The organism is Chryseobacterium sp. SIMBA_028 (assembly GCF_046535285.1).
GTDB lineage: Bacteria > Bacteroidota > Bacteroidia > Flavobacteriales > Weeksellaceae > Chryseobacterium.
The window spans coordinates 80,709-98,082 of the sequence record NZ_JAWRWZ010000009.1 but is presented as its reverse complement, the minus strand read 5'-3'; the positions used below and the strand labels follow the sequence as shown (position 1 = coordinate 98,082).

The following is a 17,374-nucleotide window of genomic DNA, read 5'->3' as shown; positions in this document are numbered from 1 at the left end:
AAACCTTTGAAACTACATAAGGCAAGTTGTATTATTTTAACTTTTATAATTTTGAAATCATGCTGAACTTTGAAAGAAAAGGAAACGGAAAAGAAACATTAGTCCTCCTTCATGGTTTTATGGAAAACCTATCTATCTGGAGTGATATGGAATCGCATCTTTCCAAGGATTTTTCACTGTTAAAAATTGATCTTCCTGGGCATGGACAATCTGAAACCATTGGAGAAATTCACACCATGGAACTGATGGCTGATGAAGTTAAAAAAGTTCTGAATGATCAGAATCTAGAAAAAGTACATTTATTGGGACACTCTATGGGGGGCTATACTTCATTAGCTTTTGCTGAAAAATACCCCAATACGTTAAAAAGTCTAACCTTGTTTTTCTCCACCTATTTTGCAGATGATGAAGAGAAAAAACAACAGCGTATAAAAAGTTACAGGATTATTAAGGATGCGTTTGCTCATTATGTCAGAGCAGGAATCCCCAATTTATTCAATCCCAATGAAAGAGACATCCTGGAGGGTAAAATTGAAATAGCACTTGAAACAGCACTTTCCACGAACAATATGGGAGCTCTTGCCTGTGTAAAAGGAATGGTAGAGAGAACCGATAAAAAGCATATCATGGAAAATCTGGAAGCCAAAATTTTAGTATTGGCAGGAAAACACGACAACGCTGTAAAAACAGATGTAACCATCAAAAATCTTCCGGATAGAACAAATATAAAATCCTACATCCTAGATTGTGGTCACAACGGCCATTGGGAAAAGCCGGGAATTTGTGCAGAAATTATCAATACAGAGCTGCTTCATAATCTTCCTAAAAAACTGGTTTTATAAGGTTCACCACAAAGAATTGTTCATAAAAGAATCCCGTATATTAGTAAAGAATAATTTTTCGAAATGGGTTTATTCTCGTTCAAAAAAAAGAAACCACCGAAACCACCGGTTATCGGACTTACACTTTCAGGCGGAGGAATGCGTGGAATTGCCCATATTGCTGTCCTAAAGGCACTGGAAGAATATAATCTGAAACCACACATTATTTCAGGAACAAGCGCTGGCTCTATCATTGGTGCTTTTTATTCTTTTGGGAAGACTCCTGATGAAATGATGGAAATCGTAAAACATACTTCTTTTTTCTCCCGGTCTTCTTTGAAATTATCAAAAAACGGAATCTTTAGTTCGAGTTTTATTTTAAAACTATTCAAGGACTATTTTCCTGAGGATAATTTTAATATCTTAAAAATTCCTGTGTACGTTGCTGCTACAGAAATGACTCATGGAATTATCGATTTCTTTTCCGAAGGAGAACTTTTTACCCCTCTTCTGGCCTCATCAAGTGTTCCATTTATTCTTCCCCCTGTAAGAATGGGTGATAAAATATATGTAGATGGCGGGGTTCTGGACAACCTTCCTATTGAACCCATCATGGACAAATGTGACTTTCTGATAGCTTCTCATGTGAATTCAATAAGCTATGATGAACTCAATAAAATGAGTCTAATGAAAGAGTTTGACAGGATCCTTCACTTAGCTATTGCAAAATCAGTCTATTCTAAAACCAAATACTGCAACATATTCTTAGATCCGCCAAAAATGACAAAGTACAGTCTTTTTAACAAGAAATATCTGGATGAAATGTTTCAGCAGGTCTATGAATATACCTGTATGGAATTGGAAGAAAAAGGCTATAGAAAAGGCTTGACAATCTAATAAAAGGAAAACTTATTGAAATAAAAAAGTGCTATAGAAATCTATAACACTCAATATTTCAAACCTAAAATAGGTTAATTACTTTTTATCCATTACAAATTTTCTTCAATCAATCTGTTTTTGAAAATTTCTATGGTTCCTGATAAAGAATCATCAGATTTTCCTCCTGCTGCATTAATATGACCTCCACCGTTGAAATATTTTCTGGAGAACTGGTTTACATCTACATCATCCTTACTTCTGAAAGAAATCTTAATAAAATCTTCATATAGATCCTCCATAAAAAAAGCAGACATCTTTACTCCGGCAATGCTTAAACCATAGTTTACAAAACCTTCTGTATCTCCTTTCTGGAATCCAAATTCCTTAAGTTCATTTCTCGTAAGACTTAAGATAGCTACTCTACCCTCGTTTACTACTTCTATTCTTCCTAATACCAAAGCCAACAAATGAAGACGGGAAACAGTATTTGTATCCCATGTATTGGAAGTAATCATGGCAGGATCTGCTCCTTTTTCAATCAGGTTAGCAATAATTCTGTGGGTAGTAGCACTGGTAGAACGAAAACGGAAACCTCCTGTATCAGTCATAATCCCTGTATATAAACATTCCGCCACATCCTGATTCACTAATTTTTCATCTTCCATTGCTTCAATGAAATGATAAATCATCTGTGAAGTAGCAGGAATTACAGTATCTGAATACACGAAGTCAAATGGCTCCGGCTGTTGGTGGTGGTCAATAAGAACTTTCTTTCCCTGAGCCTTTACCAACCAGTCTCCTAATAACCCTATTCTTGATGGGGAATTAAAATCAAGACAGAAAATCACATCTGCCCCGAAAATCATATCAGAAGCTAATTTTCTTTTGTATTCTGCAATAATTACTTTCTTAGATTCTGGCATCCATTTCAGGAACTTAGGAAAATCATTCGGAACAATAACCTCAGCATGAATTCCTTTAGCGGCTAAATAATGCTTCAATCCAAGACTGGACCCAATAGCATCTCCATCCGGATTATAATGGGTAAGGATAACTATTTTGTTTTCAGGCGTAAGTAAAGTATTGATCTCTAAAAGTTCTGCTGGTGTAAACATCTTGTGTTTATTTTCGTTAAAATTTAAGTTTTCAAAGATAGAGCTTTTATATAAATCATTTTAATATTATTTTTGCAGGCAGAAATTCGTTTCTTATCAGGGTTTGGAAATGTTTGATTAAAAAACATTTCAAATATTTTCAAAAAAAGATAACCAAAGTTTGTATCTTATAAAAATTTCTATATCTTTGCAACCTGAAAATTAATAGATTAATTACGATTTAAACATATAGTAATGAGTAAAAGAACATTCCAGCCATCAGAAAGAAAAAAGAGAAACAAACACGGTTTCAGAGAAAGAATGTCTACGCCAAATGGAAGAAGAGTTTTGGCTGCGAGAAGAGCTAAAGGCAGAAAGAGTTTAACTGTAAGTGCAGCACGCGCTAAGAGATAATCTTTTTATTATCATATACAAAAAATGCTTGAAAAGTTGCTTTTCAGGCATTTTTTGTTGTTAAAATTTACTAAAATTTAAGTCAAAATGACTTATTTTTTCTATTTTTAAAAGTTGAAATATTTTTATTAGAAACAGCCTTTAAAATTAAATTATGCCACATACAAATATCTCCGGAGACAATATTATAAGTTTGCAACATGCAAAAATTGCACAGAAAAACTTTACGGTCCTTACTGATGTAAATCTTAACATTAAAAAAGGGAGATTCTGTTATCTTATCGGAAAAACAGGTTCTGGGAAAAGCTCGCTTTTGAAAACGCTTTATGGTCACATTCCATTGGCATCAGGACACGGGGCTGTGGTAGGATTCGAACTGGCAAAGCTAAAGCCATCTGACATTCCTAACCTTAGAAGAAAACTAGGAATTGTATTCCAGGATTTCCAGTTGCTTTCTGACAGAACGGTTGAGAAAAACCTGAAGTTCGTTCTGGAAGCTACAGGATGGAACGATAAGGTAAAAATAGAAGACCGCATCAATGAAGTATTGGGAAGTGTGAACATGAAAAGCAAAAAGCACAAAATGCCACACGAGCTTTCCGGAGGTGAGCAACAGCGTATCGCCATCGCAAGAGCACTACTTAATCACCCAGATCTTATCTTAGCTGATGAGCCAACAGGAAACCTTGACCCGGAAACTTCCAATGAAATTATGACGCTATTGAAGCAAGTAGCCCTTGAAAACGGAGCTGCAGTAGTAATGGCAACGCATGACTACCATATGATTCAAAACTTCCCTGGTGAAGCGATCAGATGTGAAGACGGAAAAGTATCTGTATTGGATACCGCAGAATTGTTTGAATAAGAATTAAAGATATAGAGATTAGAAAGTTCTACAGCAACCGTTCTAGCTTCTACTTTCTTTTTTAAAGACATGAAACTCCTTAGTGAGTTCAAAATATTGGTCCGAGTATATTCTCGGACTTTTTTCTATAATAAATTCAGACTCCTCAAGATTTTTTTCTGTAGGAGAAAATTCCAGAATAAGCCTTTTTGTCTTTGAACTTTCAATACCTTTGATATTCACTCTACGATTCAAAAACAGATTGTTTTCTTCTGCAATTAGAATAAAGACCTCACCTGCCTCAACAGGAATAATCACTGAGAAAAGTCCATTTTCAGATAAAAGCTTTGCTGACTTTTCAATTAGCTGTCTAAAGTTTAACTCTACCGTCTGACGCGCGATCTTATCTTTTTCAGATCCAGATTCTTCAAAATAAGGTGGGTTAGAGATGATCAGATCAAATTTTTTATCTGCATCAAAAGATTTAAAATCCTGATGAACAACATTCAACCTTACATAAAAAGGTGAGTTTTCAAAATTTATCCTGGTAAGAATCGCAGCTTCTTCATTAATATCCAAACCTAAAAAACTGGCGTGTACATTTCTTTGTGCCAGCATTAAGGAAATTAATCCCGTTCCCGTTCCCACCTCCAAAACACGGGAAGCATGTTCAACATCAGCTAAAGCACCAAGCAAAACCCCGTCTGTTCCTACACGGAAGACGTTTTTAGACTGCAGAATTTCGAATTGTTTAAACTTAAAAGACTTCACTATAAGTTAGTAGGTAATGTAATAATAAATGTTGATCCTTTTCCTACCTCAGATTTCACAGAAATTTCTCCTTTATAATCCTCAATCATCTTTCTTACCATGGATAAGCCAAGTCCCATTCCACTATTTTTGGAAGTAAAATTGGGTTCAAAGATTCTTTCGTACATATTTTCAGGAATTCCGATTCCATTATCCTGAACGGAAACAATGACTCTTCTCTGATGCTGCTCTACATCTACATTAATGATTAGTTTTCTTTCATCACTTTCTGCCTGCTTAGCATTGGTAACAAGATTTGTAATGATTCTGGAAAGATAAATTCTATCCATATTAATCATAATATTACTCTTATTCGCATGCATGAAGATACTATCATCATTGAATACGCGAAGAATATCTTCAACCTCTGTATTGAGATTGATGACTTCATTATTTTTTTCAGGAAGTTTAGCAAATTCTGAGAAAGCTGATGCCACCGTGGCAATCAGATCAATCTGATCCACCATTGTCTTACTCATCTGCTTCACTCTTTCTTTAATATTCGGATCTTCAGGATCAAATTTTCTTTCAAAATTCTGAATGGTAAGCTTCATTGGAGTCAATGGGTTTTTCACCTCATGGGCAACTTGTTTTGCCATTTCTCTCCATGCTTCTTCCGAAGCCTTGAAACGCAACCTCTCTTTTTGATCCTGAATCTGAAGAATCATTCTGTTATAAGCCCTTGCCAAAGCATTCAACTCATCATTTTTATAATACCTGATAGGGCGCATTTCATTTTCAAACAATGTAATACGGGTAATCATATCAGAGAACTTAGTAATGGTTTTTGCCAGACTATTGGAAGTCACCCAGCTGATCCAGATACTGAATAAAATAAGGAAGATATCTACTAAAAGAATATATTTTACATATTGATGAAGAACATCAAGATAGGCAGATTCATTATGATATAAAGGAATATAGACTACACCAATGGGCTCAAGTTCATTGTTTTTCAACAGAAGATAGGAAGAGGTAAGCTTAGCGTCTTTAGCAGCATCATACCTTGTCATATCAACTCTTGCATCTGTAGCCAGAATCTTGTTGATAATTTCTATTGGCAGTCTCTTCTGGTCAATCAGGCTTTCATCTTTATTGGAAAGGACATAATTACCTTTCAGATCATAAATAACAATATCATGCTGATTGATATCTGCTATTTCAAAGATTTTATTCCCTAAGACTTTCGGAAGATCTTTTGTTTCTACAAGCGTTCGGCTTACCGCGTAATCCAGATACCTCATGACGGCATTGGTTTTCTCCTGCATATCGATATTACTCTGCTGCAGAGAGTTATTCCTTAAAACAAAATAAGGAACAAGTGAAGTTGCCACAACACTTAAAAAACATACCAGTAAGAAACCGAAAAACACCCGATTCCTTAAGCTATATCCTTTATATTTATTAATCGACATCCTACTTTTTAATTAACCTAGCAATATACTTACCAATGATGTCAAATTCAAGGTTAACTTTATCACCAATTTTCAAGTGTTGCATATTGGTAAATTCCCATGTGTAAGGAATAATGGCTACGGAAAACTGTGTATCTTCACTTTTTGCAACAGTCAGACTGATTCCGTTTACAGTGATAGAGCCTTGAGGTACCGTTACAAAACTTCCGTCCTCCTCATACTTCATTGTAATGAAATAACTTCCGTCTTTGTTTTCAATCCCCACAACCTCTCCGGTTTTATCAACGTGCCCCTGAACAATATGCCCATCTAACCGTCCATCCATCTTCATGCAACGCTCAAGATTAACAACAGTTCCCAACTCCCACTTTCCAAGATTGGTTTTTTCCAATGTTTCGTTGATCGCTGTTACTACATATTGTTTGTCTTTAATCTCAACCACAGTAAGGCAGCATCCGTTGTGTGCCAGGCTCTGATCAATTTTAAGTTCGCTTGTAAAAGGGCATGTCAGGGTGAAATCTATGTTACTTCCTTTTTCTTCAATCTTTTCAATAACACCAACTGCTTCAATAATTCCTGTGAACATATTATTTTTTGCTAAATTTGTAAATTATAATCTTCAAAGATAATCAAAATGAGCCCAAAAAACCATAAAGTACGAGTAGGAATTTCAATCGGTGATTTCAACGGCATCGGTCCGGAGATCATCATGAAGTCTCTGAAAGACAAAACCATTACAGATTTTTTCACACCTGTAATTTTTGGTTCGGGGAAATTATTCACTTATCAGAAAAATATTTTCAAGCTGAATCTTAATTTCAACTACGTTAATGAAGCTTCGCAGGCCCAGGGAGGAAAACTTAATATGGTAAACCTGACAAAGGAAAACGTAAACGTAGAGCTTGGTGTTCCAACTGAAGAGTCTACCAAAATGGCTATTGATTCTTTAGAAGCAGCTACTGAAGCCTTGATGAAAGGAGACATTGATGTTCTTGTAACCGCTCCTATCAACAAAGATGAAATGGTGAAAATGGGCTTTAAGCATGCTGGACATACCGGATATTTTGAAGAAAAATTCAGCAAAAAAGGATTAATGTTCCTGGTAACTGAAGATCTGAAAGTAGCAGTTTCCACCCACCACATTCCTATTTCTCAGATTGCTGAGAATATTTCAAAGGAAAAAATAAAAAAACAGATCAGGGCACTTAACCAAACTTTGATCGAAGATTTCTGCGTTCAGAAGCCTAAGATTGCCGTATTGGGATTAAACCCTCATGCAGGCGACGGTGGCGTAATCGGAAATGAAGAAATTGAAATCATTAGTCCAGCAATTCAGGAATTATCAGACAACGGAATATTGGCATTTGGCCCTTTTCCTGCAGATAGTTTTTTCCAACCGAACAAATACAAGAACTTCGATGCCGTTTTAGCCATGTACCATGATCAGGGATTAGCCCCTTTCAAAACACTGGCTTATGAGGAAGGAGTAAATTATACGGCAGGACTTCCTTTTATCAGAACATCTCCGGATCATGGAGTAGCTTATGACATTGCAGGGAAAAATATCGCCGATGAACAGAGCTTTACAGAAGCTATTTTCACCGCTATTAAGATTTTCAAGAACAGAAGTGAATACAGCGAACTAATGAGTACCCGTCTTCAGCCAAGAAAAGTAGCTGTAGATAATGGAATAGATGAAGATCTGCCTGAGGAAACTGAAGCATAAATCGTTGAAACAAATTTTAAAGTAATTTGTTTTAGATTTTATTTGTTATTATAAAAAAAATGCATATTTTTGCACACTCATTTTATGGACAAGTTAAGAAACTACGACGTAAGCTTTTCCGGACTTAAAAACGGAAAACACGAGTTCAAGTTTGAGATAGATAAAACGTTCTTTCAATTATTTGACACTGAACAGGATTTTACAAATCCTAGAATAATAGTAAATGTATTACTCGATAAGCATACTACTTTTCTAGAATTTGAGATTAAAATAAACGGTTTGGTCGAGTTGGTTTGTGACATCACAAATGAAGACTTTGACTATCCTATTGAGAATGAAATCAAAATTTTGGTGAATTTCGGAGAAGAGTATGATGACAGCAATGAAGATGTCATTACCATCCCTACAGGGGATCATGCTTTCAATGTAGCACATTTGATATATGAAAATGTAATGCTATCTATCCCGATGAAAAAAATATCACCAAATATAAATGAAGAAGATCTAAAAATTCTTGATCAGTTCAGCCCAAAAGAAATTGAGGAAGCTGAGGAGGAAGAAAAAGAACATGAGAGCGATCCAAGATGGGACGCATTAAGAAAATTAAGAGACAATAATTAAATAGAATAATTTAAATATGATGAGATGATGAATCTCATCGCTCATCAATTAAAAAAGTTATTAGAAAATGGCACATCCAAAGAGAAGACAGTCGTCCACAAGAAGAGATAAGAGAAGAACTCACTACAAAGCTGTAGTTCCTCAATTAGCTAAAGATGCAACAACAGGAGAGCTTCACCTATACCACAGAGCTCACTGGCATGAAGGAAAACTTTACTACAGAGGTAAAGTAGTATTGGAAAAAGAAGTAGCTACTACTGAAGAAAACTAAGAGTCGCTTTTCATTGAAAAAGCCTCATTTTAATACAAAAACCGCCCAATTTTGATAAAATTTGGCGGTTTTTTGTTGTTTTTTACGTTTTTTTGGTATCTTTGAAGCAAAATCAAATATCAAATTTATGGACATTAAAGACATACAGAATCTTATTAAGTTTGTATCTAAGGCTGAAGTTTCAGAAGTAAAGTACAAGACTAAAGATTTCGAAATCACTATTAAAACTCCATTAGCTGGAAGCGATGCTGTTTATGCACAACCTGCAGTATACCACACTGCTCCACAAGCAGTAGCTGCTCCCGCACCTGTTGCTACTCCTGCTGCTCCATCTGAAAAAGCTGAAGCTGCATCTGATGATAGCAAATATGTAACAATCAAGTCTCCAATGATCGGTACTTTCTACAGAAAGCCATCTCCAGATAAAGATGTATTTGTAAATGTAGGTGATGAAGTTTCTGTAGGTAAAGTAGTTTGCGTTATTGAAGCAATGAAGTTATTCAACCAGATTGAGTCTGAAATCAGCGGAAAAATCGTTAAGATCCTAGTTGATGATGCTACTCCGGTAGAATATGACCAACCTTTATTCCTAGTAGATCCATCTTAATTTAGGTTGCAGTTTTTAGGTTGCAGAATAAAAAATGTTTTGCAGACTTAATTTTCTAGTACCTACTACCTATTACCTAAAATCTAAAAAGATGTTCAAAAAAATATTAATAGCCAATCGTGGCGAAATTGCAATGCGTATTTTACGTACTTGTAAAGAAATGGGGATCAAAACCGTAGCGGTATACTCTACTGCTGATAAAGACAGTCTTCACGTGAGATTTGCTGATGAAGCTGTTTGTATTGGTCCTGCAATGAGCAAAGACTCATACCTTAAAATCCCTAACATTATTGCTGCTGCGGAAATTACCAATGCTGATGCAATTCACCCAGGTTATGGATTCTTATCTGAAAACGCTAACTTCTCAAGAATCTGCGAAAAGAACGGTATCAAATTTATTGGTGCTTCTCCTGAACAGATTGAGAAAATGGGAGATAAAGCAAACGCTAAAGCTACCATGAAAGCTGCTGGTGTACCATGCGTACCTGGTTCTGACGGTCTGATCGAATCTTACGAACACGCTGTAAAAGTTGCTGAAGAAACCGGATATCCGGTAATGATTAAGGCAACTGCAGGTGGTGGTGGTAAAGGGATGAGAGCTGTATGGAAAGCTGAAGACCTTAAAGATCACTGGGAATCTGCAATTCAGGAAGCTGTGGCTGCTTTTGGAAACGGAGGTATGTACATGGAAAAACTGATTGAAGAGCCTAGACACATTGAAATTCAGGTTGCAGGTGACCAATTTGGTAAAGCTTGCCACCTTTCTGAAAGAGACTGCTCTGTACAAAGAAGAAACCAGAAACTAACTGAAGAAACTCCATCTCCATTCATGACAGATGAACTTCGTGAGAAAATGGGAAATGCCGCTGTAAAAGCTGCTGAATTCATTGGATATGAAGGTGTAGGAACTATTGAATTCCTTGTAGACAAGCACAGAAATTTCTATTTCATGGAAATGAATACAAGAATCCAGGTAGAACACCCTATTACTGAACAGGTAATTGATTATGACCTTATCAGAGAACAGATTCTTCTTGCTGCAGGAACTCCTATTTCAGGAATCAACTATTACCCGAAATTACATTCAATTGAATGTAGAATCAACGCAGAAGATCCGTACGCAGACTTCAGACCATCTCCAGGGAAAATTACAGGATTAAACATTCCTGGTGGACACGGAATCAGAGTAGACACTCACGTTTACTCCGGATATACAATCCCTTCCAACTACGACTCTATGATTGCTAAACTTATTACTACGGCTCAAACCCGTGAGGAAGCTATTGCAAAAATGAGACGTGCTCTGGAGGAGTTCTATATTGAGGGGGTAAAAACTACTATTCCTTTCCACAGACAACTGATGGATAATGAGGATTATCTTGCAGGAAACTATACGACAAAGTTCATGGAGGATTTTGTAATGGATAGAAAATATGATAATCACTAAGATTATTTTAAAATAAAGACTTTAAACTGCCTCTTTTGAGGCAGTTTTTTATTTTTCTATATACCTAATCATGAAATAGTATGCTGAAAATATTTTGACGTACATCCTGATTGCAAAACTGTGCTTATCTATATATCTACTATGATAACCTTATCTAAACAAAGCGAAAAGCTGATCTTTCCGTAATTATATATCACTTTCTCTCTTAGAAAAATACCTGCTACTAAACTTATTTTAAAGAAAGGTTTGAAATTAATTTTTTGGGAACACTCTTTTACCTTAAATATTGCCTGTAAAATCACTAATCATGACTTTTATCACACCGTATTATTTCCCGCATTTTTGATTTACTTCTATTTTTGGTAAAAATTATTTTGATAACTATGAAAAAGCAAATTTTATTATGCATGAGTGCTTTACTTATGCTGTCTACATCATCATGTTCAAATGATGAAACCCTTGTTGAAACACAAACTCAAAACCCTGCCAGTGAGAATCTAAAATTACCTGAAAGTAATAAAGAATTCGGAGCCTATAATGCCCTTGGATATGGCTACAATGTAACTGGAGAGTATGCAAACGCTAATGCTACAGGTTCTAAAGTAATCAACATTGATCTATTCAAAGCAGAACAAGGAGCAAGATTACTAGATGAAAATACATTATCTCAGGAGTATTCAGAGGAATATGGTGCGGATGCTGCCGCTTTCTCAAAAGTGATTTCAAACAAAGTAGGCGCTACAGAGCAAATGCAGCTTTATGGAAAAACATTATCTAGTATAATCAACTCTGCTACGACAAGTAGCTCTACCCTTTTTGATGCTAAATATATTTATGGAAATTACAATCTTCTTATTAAGCAAAAAAGATATCGTCTAAATGCTACCCCGGATATGCTTAGTAATTATGTGACTCAAGGTTTCTTACAAGACATCCAGTCTAAAACCCCGGAACAAATTGTTCGTGATTACGGAACACACGTTACAGTAGATATTTACACAGGTGCTAAAATAGATATGATCTTTCAGGCTCAAACAACCAATCCTGATCGTGAACGTGCTGCCAGAGCAGGGGTAATGACAGTTATTAACACTTTGAACTCAAATGTATCAAATGATACAGATCTACAGGAGGCTTCTAAAAATTATTCTAAAAAGTTATATTGTGTTACAAGAGGTGGAGACAAATCGAAAGGTTTTGCAAAAATGTTCAATCTTGATCAGCCCAATTCTAAAATTAATATTTCCGACTGGCAAAGTACTTCTACAAAAGACAATTCTGTACTGGTAGATTTCGGAACTAATGGTTTGGTATTGATTTATGATTTAATAAAAGATCCGTCAAAAAAGGCTCAAATAAAATCATATGTTGATCAGTACTTAACAAGCAACCAGGTACTTTTAGCATCTCATTAAGATTAATCAATTTTGATATAATAAATAGGGCTGTTTCACATGTGAAACAGCCCTATTTATTATATCAAAAAATTTTACACCATTTTTCACTACTTTCCCCGTTTCATCTTCAAAACAGGGAAAACACTTTGTAAGGTCTTCAGTTTTCTATATTTTAGTTTACCTCACTGAGAAAACATCCTTGAGGAATATTGTAGGCGAAATTGCAGTTAAAAAAATACAATTGAATAATCTCTTCCAAAATTTTAAATGCTATCATATAAAACTTCAACGTTTGATGCTCTACTATCTAAATAATCCGCGTAATAAAATGGAGATTCTCTGCTTTGATCTGAAGCAACGATGAAAAAAAAGAATCAATTTACATTTTTTTCTTTTTTCTTTTTAAAACAATAAAAGTAAATTATCAATCTCTTTAAACAATATAATGTAAATGATTTAGAAACACTTAATACCCGCCCATAATATTGTAAATTCGTAGGCATAGAAGAGAAAAACGGAATGTGAGTAAACGAAGTAAACTCTGCTTTTAAAAACAATATGATGAAAAAAAACCGTATTAAAAAAACTATTATATTATTAATGATGATCCCAATTTCAGGTTGCAACAAAACAGTAAAAACAGAACCCACACATACAATCATTGCAGGAGCTAATCTTAACATCCCGTCTATCCCTAATCTCAGAGATTTGGGCGGCTACGATACAGCAGACGGCCAAAAAATAAAAACAGATCTGCTATACCGCTCCAACCAGCTGAATCCAATTTCTACAAAAGATGAATCGAAAATAGATGCTCTGCATTTAAAAACCGTTTACGATTTAAGGACAGCCGCAGAAAGATCAGAATTTCCGGATCAAATTCCTGGAAACGTAAAAGAAGTCTGGCTGAATGTCTTAGCAGATGCCAGTACTGTAGGTGCTGCCACATTAGGAAAAACATTACAAAATCCTATAGAAGTTAATAAGGCCCTGGGCAACGGTAAAGCCGTTGAACTATTTAAACAAATTTATGTGGACCTTATAGTATTGCCAAGTGCTAAAAAAGCCTATCATGATTTTTTCCTCTCCCTAGCCGATGAGAAAAATCTACCCGCTCTTTTTCACTGCACGGCTGGAAAAGACAGAACAGGCTGGGCTGCCGCCTCTCTTTTGAGCTTGCTAGGAACTCCTAAAGATCAGATTTACAGCAATTATCTAGATTCAAATACCTACTTAGTTCCTGCATACAAAAAAGAAATCGAAAGCTTTGTATCCGCTGGCGGAGAAAAAAATATTATCCTCGATATTTTGGGCGTGAAAAAAGAGTACCTTGATGCTGCTTTTACGGCCGTTCAAAACAATTATGGTTCAATAGAAAATTATTTTGAAAAAGGACTGAATATTGACAAAGCCACACAGGAGAAAATTAAAAAGAATCTTCTTCCTCAATAAAAAATTTACTTTAAAAACAGCAAAACAAAAAAATTCAAGTTCTAAAGATATAAAACCTGCAACTGCTGAGATGCTCAAGAAATATTTTCTAAAACGGCATAGCACAACCTTAAAATACACTTTAATTACACCCGTGTACTGCATTACGTTTTTGTTCCTGCATCTCATTAATAATGCTTAAATTTGTAAAAAACCAAACATATGTCAACAGCAGAACAAACAAAAAACTCACAGTATTTTATTGACCTTGAAGACAAACATGGAGCACACAACTACCACCCTCTTCCAGTAGTTCTGGACCGTGGCGAAGGTGTTTTCGTTTGGGATGTAGAGGGCAACAGGTACTATGATTTTCTTTCAGCATATTCTGCTGTGAACCAGGGCCACTCTCATCCTAGAATTGTAGGAGCATTGGTAGAGCAGGCTCAGAAGCTAGCTTTAACTTCAAGAGCATTCTACAACTCCAAGTTAGGAGAATATGAGCAAAAAATAACGACTCTTTTCGGGTTTGATAAGGTTTTACCAATGAATTCCGGAGCTGAGGCAGTAGAAACGGCTGTAAAACTTGCCAGAAAATGGAGCTACGAAGTAAAGGGTATTTCAGAAAATGCCGCAAAGATCATCGTTTGTGAAAATAACTTCCACGGAAGAACCACAACTATTGTTTCTTTTTCCAATGATCCTGATGCTAATCAAAACTATGGGCCTTTTACTCCAGGATTTATTAAAATTCCATACAATGATATTGCAGCATTGGAAGAAGTTCTAAGCAGAGAAGCTGGAAATATTGCAGCATTCTTAGTAGAACCTATTCAAGGAGAAGCCGGAGTATATGTTCCTGATGAAAATTTCCTTAAAAATGCTTCTGAACTGTGTAAAAAGTACAACGTTCTTTTCATTGCTGATGAAGTTCAGACAGGTATTGCAAGAACAGGTAAACTCATTGCTTGTCATCATGAAAATGTACAACCTGATATCTTAATTCTAGGAAAAGCTCTTTCAGGGGGAATGTATCCCGTATCAGCAGTATTGGCAAATGATGAAATCATGAATGTCATCAAGCCTGGACAACATGGTTCTACATTTGGCGGAAACCCAATTGCCTGCGCTGTAGCTGTAGCAGCATTAGATGTTGTTGCAGATGAAAAACTTTCCGAAAGAGCAGAACAACTTGGACAATTATTCAGAGCTGAAATTGAAAAGCTAATTGAAAAAACAGATCTTATCACAAAGGTAAGAGGAAAGGGACTTTTAAATGCCATTTTGATCAACGATACCCCGGACAGTTCCACGGCATGGAATCTTTGCTTACAATTAAAGGAAAATGGATTATTGGCAAAACCAACCCATGGTAACATCATCCGATTGGCACCACCATTGGTAATTACTGAAGAGCAATTACTAGATTGTGTAAAAATTATCGAAAAGACTATTCTTGAATATAATAAATAAGAATTTTCTTCTCAAAACATAAAATGGGCAACAACATTTTAATTGTTGAATCATAAAAAATATGGGTATGGTTTGCTAAAGATCATACCCATACTTTATATATCCAACGCAAGAATATAAAATCCCGATTGAATTACGTTAAACTCATGTTAAAAAAATGATATTCTTACTATAACGAAATTTAGGACTCGAATTTGCATTATAAATTATAATAAATTGGATTTATTTCCCTATATTATATTTATAAAGGATATATAGAATGGATATAAATGGCTAGAACCCGTCTATAAAATTCAAATTAAAACTTATCTTTGACAGATAAAAATTGACTAAAAATGATATTAAACGAGATTGTAATTACATCTCTGTCTAACAATACGTTGTGATGAAAATAAGTGGTTTAATCATAACATACAATGAAGAAAAAAATGTACAGGAAGTCCTGGAATGTTTCGATTTCTGTGATGAGATAATCATAATAGACTCATTCAGTACGGACAAAACTGTAGATATTGCAAAAAAATCCCCTAATGTAAAGGTCATTCAAAACAAATTTGAGGACTTTACAAAGCAAAGAAATCTTGCCCTGGATGCTGCAACTCATGATTGGGTTTTGTTTCTGGACGGAGATGAAAGAATTACTCCCGCTCTGAAGCAAGAGATTATAGATGAATTGAACAAACCCGAGCAAAAAGATGCTTATTATTTTTACAGGAAATTCTTTTTTGCCCAAAAACCGATACATTTCTCAGGAACTCAATCTGATAAAAACTTCAGACTTTTCAGAAAATCGAAGGCAAGATATATGGCCGGCAAAAAGGTGCATGAAACACTTGAGGTAAACGGAAGCATTGGGATTTTAAAAAATAAATTATTACATTACTCCGTTTCAGATTATGAATCCTACAAAAAGAAAATGATTCATTACGGAATATTAAAGGGTAAAGAACTGGCTGCAAAAGGGAAAAAGTACAGTGTTTTGGTTCAATATCTTAAAACTGTTTTTAAATTTTTTAAAGCCTATATAATGAGACTTGGTATTCTAGACGGAAAAGAGGGCTATCAGCTTTCCTATCTGCAATCCTTAAGTGTGTTTGAAACCTATGAATCATTAAAAAAAGAGCAAAATTAGTTGAATGAAGATTTGTATCATTAGTTATGACTTCTGGGATTATGATAAGTATATTGTTGAAGCACTATGCAAACGAGGTATTGAGTCCCATCATATAAAAATAAGTACCGTAACCCATTCCAACTTTAACGAAAGGGCTGTAAATGCCTTAAGCAAGACTTTTTTAAACAAGAACCTTAAGACAGAAAAAAGACAAAAATATGTTCTTGATTCCCTAGCAAAACTAGGACATCAGGACCAGATATTGGTTTTAAATCCGGATACCTTTGATCTTTCCACTCTTGAAAAGATCAGAAAATATACAGACAGACTGATCACTTATCTTTATGATAATCTTGAAAGAGTACCTGTAGAAGACAAATTATATCTTTTTGATAAGATATTCTCCTTTGATATTGCAGATGTAAAGCAACATGGTTTTGAAAAAATAACCAATTACATTTATCTACCCTATACTCCAACGGAAAACCAAAATCCTGAAATGGATCTTTTCTACATCACATCTTATGATAGCAGAAGGGTTTCATTGGTAAAATTATTGGCAAAAAAACTCATAGATCTGGAGTTAAAATTCCAGATTATGGTAATTGGAAAGAAATCATGGAGACATCAGTTGACCAATATATTTATCAAGATCCCCAAAAACCTTTTCCTGATCTTCAGCATCAAAAAGATTCCGCATAACGATCTTCCAAAATATTATAAAAACTCCAGGGTTTTGCTTGATCTGATGCGCGAGGGCCAATATGGCTTAAGCTTCAGGGTATTTGAAGCCATGTCTTTGGAAAAGAAAATCATCACAGATAATGAATCTATTAAAACCTATGATTTTTACAATCCGAATAACATTTTGATTTTAAATAAAAATATCACTAATCTTGACAGATCTTTTTTTGAAAGCCCTTATCAAAGAATTCCGGAGGATATCTATGAAAGATATACATTGGACAGCTGGGTAAACAAGGTTTTTGGATTAGAAAATAAAAGCTAAC

Annotated in this window: 18 protein-coding genes; 14 read left to right on the top strand and 4 right to left on the bottom strand. The window is 35.2% G+C overall.

The genetic code is table 11. The annotated features are described in order from the left end of the window. The first annotated feature begins 59 nt into the window (after nucleotides 1–59). Together SCA31_RS13355 and SCA31_RS13350 are read left to right on the top strand one after the other, a co-directional pair. Nucleotides 60–842 carry an alpha/beta fold hydrolase gene (locus SCA31_RS13355; RefSeq protein ID WP_410697487.1) on the top strand — a complete coding sequence of 261 codons (783 nt, stop codon included), beginning with the start codon at nucleotides 60–62 and terminating at the stop codon, nucleotides 840–842. 63 nt (nucleotides 843–905) lie between these two features. Continuing rightward, entirely contained in the window at nucleotides 906–1,718 is an 813-nt protein-coding gene (locus SCA31_RS13350; RefSeq protein ID WP_410697486.1) for a patatin-like phospholipase family protein, read from the top strand. Between the two features lie 92 nt (nucleotides 1,719–1,810). On the opposite strand, the gene SCA31_RS13345 is transcribed toward SCA31_RS13350, so the two are convergent. After that, entirely contained in the window at nucleotides 1,811–2,815 is a 1,005-nt protein-coding gene (locus SCA31_RS13345; RefSeq protein WP_410697485.1) for a DHH family phosphoesterase, read from the bottom strand. Nucleotides 2,816–3,049: 234 nt separating this feature from the next. On the opposite strand from SCA31_RS13345, the gene rpmH reads away from it, so the two are divergent. Together rpmH and SCA31_RS13335 are read left to right on the top strand one after the other, a co-directional pair. Then, entirely contained in the window at nucleotides 3,050–3,208 is a 159-nt protein-coding gene (gene rpmH, locus SCA31_RS13340) for a 50S ribosomal protein L34 (RefSeq protein WP_034701860.1), read from the top strand. Between the two features lie 154 nt (nucleotides 3,209–3,362). Further along, nucleotides 3,363–4,073, top strand: a complete 711-nt coding sequence (locus SCA31_RS13335; protein ID WP_106914457.1) for a cell division ATP-binding protein FtsE — start codon at nucleotides 3,363–3,365, stop codon at nucleotides 4,071–4,073. 42 nt (nucleotides 4,074–4,115) lie between these two features. Here the strand turns inward: SCA31_RS13335 and SCA31_RS13330 are convergent, their stop codons facing one another. From SCA31_RS13330 to SCA31_RS13320, 3 genes are read right to left on the bottom strand one after another with little or no spacing between them, the layout of a single operon-like run. Then, nucleotides 4,116–4,823 carry a tRNA1(Val) (adenine(37)-N6)-methyltransferase gene (locus tag SCA31_RS13330; RefSeq protein WP_410697484.1) on the bottom strand — a complete coding sequence of 236 codons (708 nt, stop codon included), beginning with the start codon at nucleotides 4,821–4,823 and terminating at the stop codon, nucleotides 4,116–4,118. After that, the gene (locus tag SCA31_RS13325; protein ID WP_410697483.1) at nucleotides 4,823–6,277 is read right to left on the bottom strand and encodes an ATP-binding protein; all 1,455 of its coding nucleotides are present in this window, start codon (nucleotides 6,275–6,277) and stop codon (nucleotides 4,823–4,825) included. The genes SCA31_RS13330 and SCA31_RS13325 overlap by 1 nt, the downstream gene beginning before the upstream one ends. 1 nt (nucleotide 6,278) lies before the next feature. Then, on the bottom strand, nucleotides 6,279–6,863 hold the full coding sequence (locus SCA31_RS13320) for a riboflavin synthase (protein ID WP_410697482.1): 585 nt from the start codon (nucleotides 6,861–6,863) through the stop codon (nucleotides 6,279–6,281). Between the two features lie 48 nt (nucleotides 6,864–6,911). Between SCA31_RS13320 and pdxA the strand changes: the two genes are divergently transcribed. From pdxA to SCA31_RS13270, 10 genes are all read left to right on the top strand, one after another. Beyond that, nucleotides 6,912–8,003 (top strand): 4-hydroxythreonine-4-phosphate dehydrogenase PdxA, encoded by a 1,092-nt coding sequence (pdxA, locus tag SCA31_RS13315; protein ID WP_410697481.1) that lies wholly within the window; start codon nucleotides 6,912–6,914, stop codon nucleotides 8,001–8,003. An 84-nt stretch (nucleotides 8,004–8,087) separates the two neighbouring features. After that, nucleotides 8,088–8,624, top strand: a complete 537-nt coding sequence (locus SCA31_RS13310; protein ID WP_410697480.1) for a YceD family protein — start codon at nucleotides 8,088–8,090, stop codon at nucleotides 8,622–8,624. A gap of 67 nt (nucleotides 8,625–8,691) precedes the next feature. Further along, the gene (gene rpmF / locus SCA31_RS13305) at nucleotides 8,692–8,895 is read left to right on the top strand and encodes a 50S ribosomal protein L32 (RefSeq protein ID WP_007843326.1); all 204 of its coding nucleotides are present in this window, start codon (nucleotides 8,692–8,694) and stop codon (nucleotides 8,893–8,895) included. Nucleotides 8,896–9,022: 127 nt separating this feature from the next. Continuing rightward, on the top strand, nucleotides 9,023–9,502 hold the full coding sequence (gene accB / locus SCA31_RS13300) for an acetyl-CoA carboxylase biotin carboxyl carrier protein (RefSeq protein ID WP_410697479.1): 480 nt from the start codon (nucleotides 9,023–9,025) through the stop codon (nucleotides 9,500–9,502). 91 nt (nucleotides 9,503–9,593) lie between these two features. Further along, nucleotides 9,594–10,949, top strand: coding sequence for an acetyl-CoA carboxylase biotin carboxylase subunit (gene accC, locus SCA31_RS13295; protein ID WP_410697478.1), 1,356 nt, complete (start codon nucleotides 9,594–9,596; stop codon nucleotides 10,947–10,949). Between the two features lie 383 nt (nucleotides 10,950–11,332). Continuing rightward, on the top strand, nucleotides 11,333–12,364 hold the full coding sequence (locus SCA31_RS13290) for an MAC/perforin domain-containing protein (protein ID WP_410697477.1): 1,032 nt from the start codon (nucleotides 11,333–11,335) through the stop codon (nucleotides 12,362–12,364). A 543-nt stretch (nucleotides 12,365–12,907) separates the two neighbouring features. Next, a complete protein-coding gene (locus SCA31_RS13285) occupies nucleotides 12,908–13,798 on the top strand; it encodes a tyrosine-protein phosphatase (protein ID WP_410697476.1) in 891 nt (296 codons plus the stop codon). A gap of 201 nt (nucleotides 13,799–13,999) precedes the next feature. Continuing rightward, on the top strand, nucleotides 14,000–15,250 hold the full coding sequence (gene rocD / locus SCA31_RS13280) for an ornithine--oxo-acid transaminase (RefSeq protein WP_410697475.1): 1,251 nt from the start codon (nucleotides 14,000–14,002) through the stop codon (nucleotides 15,248–15,250). A gap of 385 nt (nucleotides 15,251–15,635) precedes the next feature. Beyond that, nucleotides 15,636–16,382 carry a glycosyltransferase family 2 protein gene (locus tag SCA31_RS13275; RefSeq protein ID WP_410697474.1) on the top strand — a complete coding sequence of 249 codons (747 nt, stop codon included), beginning with the start codon at nucleotides 15,636–15,638 and terminating at the stop codon, nucleotides 16,380–16,382. A gap of 4 nt (nucleotides 16,383–16,386) precedes the next feature. After that, the gene (locus SCA31_RS13270; protein WP_410697473.1) at nucleotides 16,387–17,373 is read left to right on the top strand and encodes a hypothetical protein; all 987 of its coding nucleotides are present in this window, start codon (nucleotides 16,387–16,389) and stop codon (nucleotides 17,371–17,373) included. Nucleotide 17,374 lies beyond the last annotated feature (1 nt).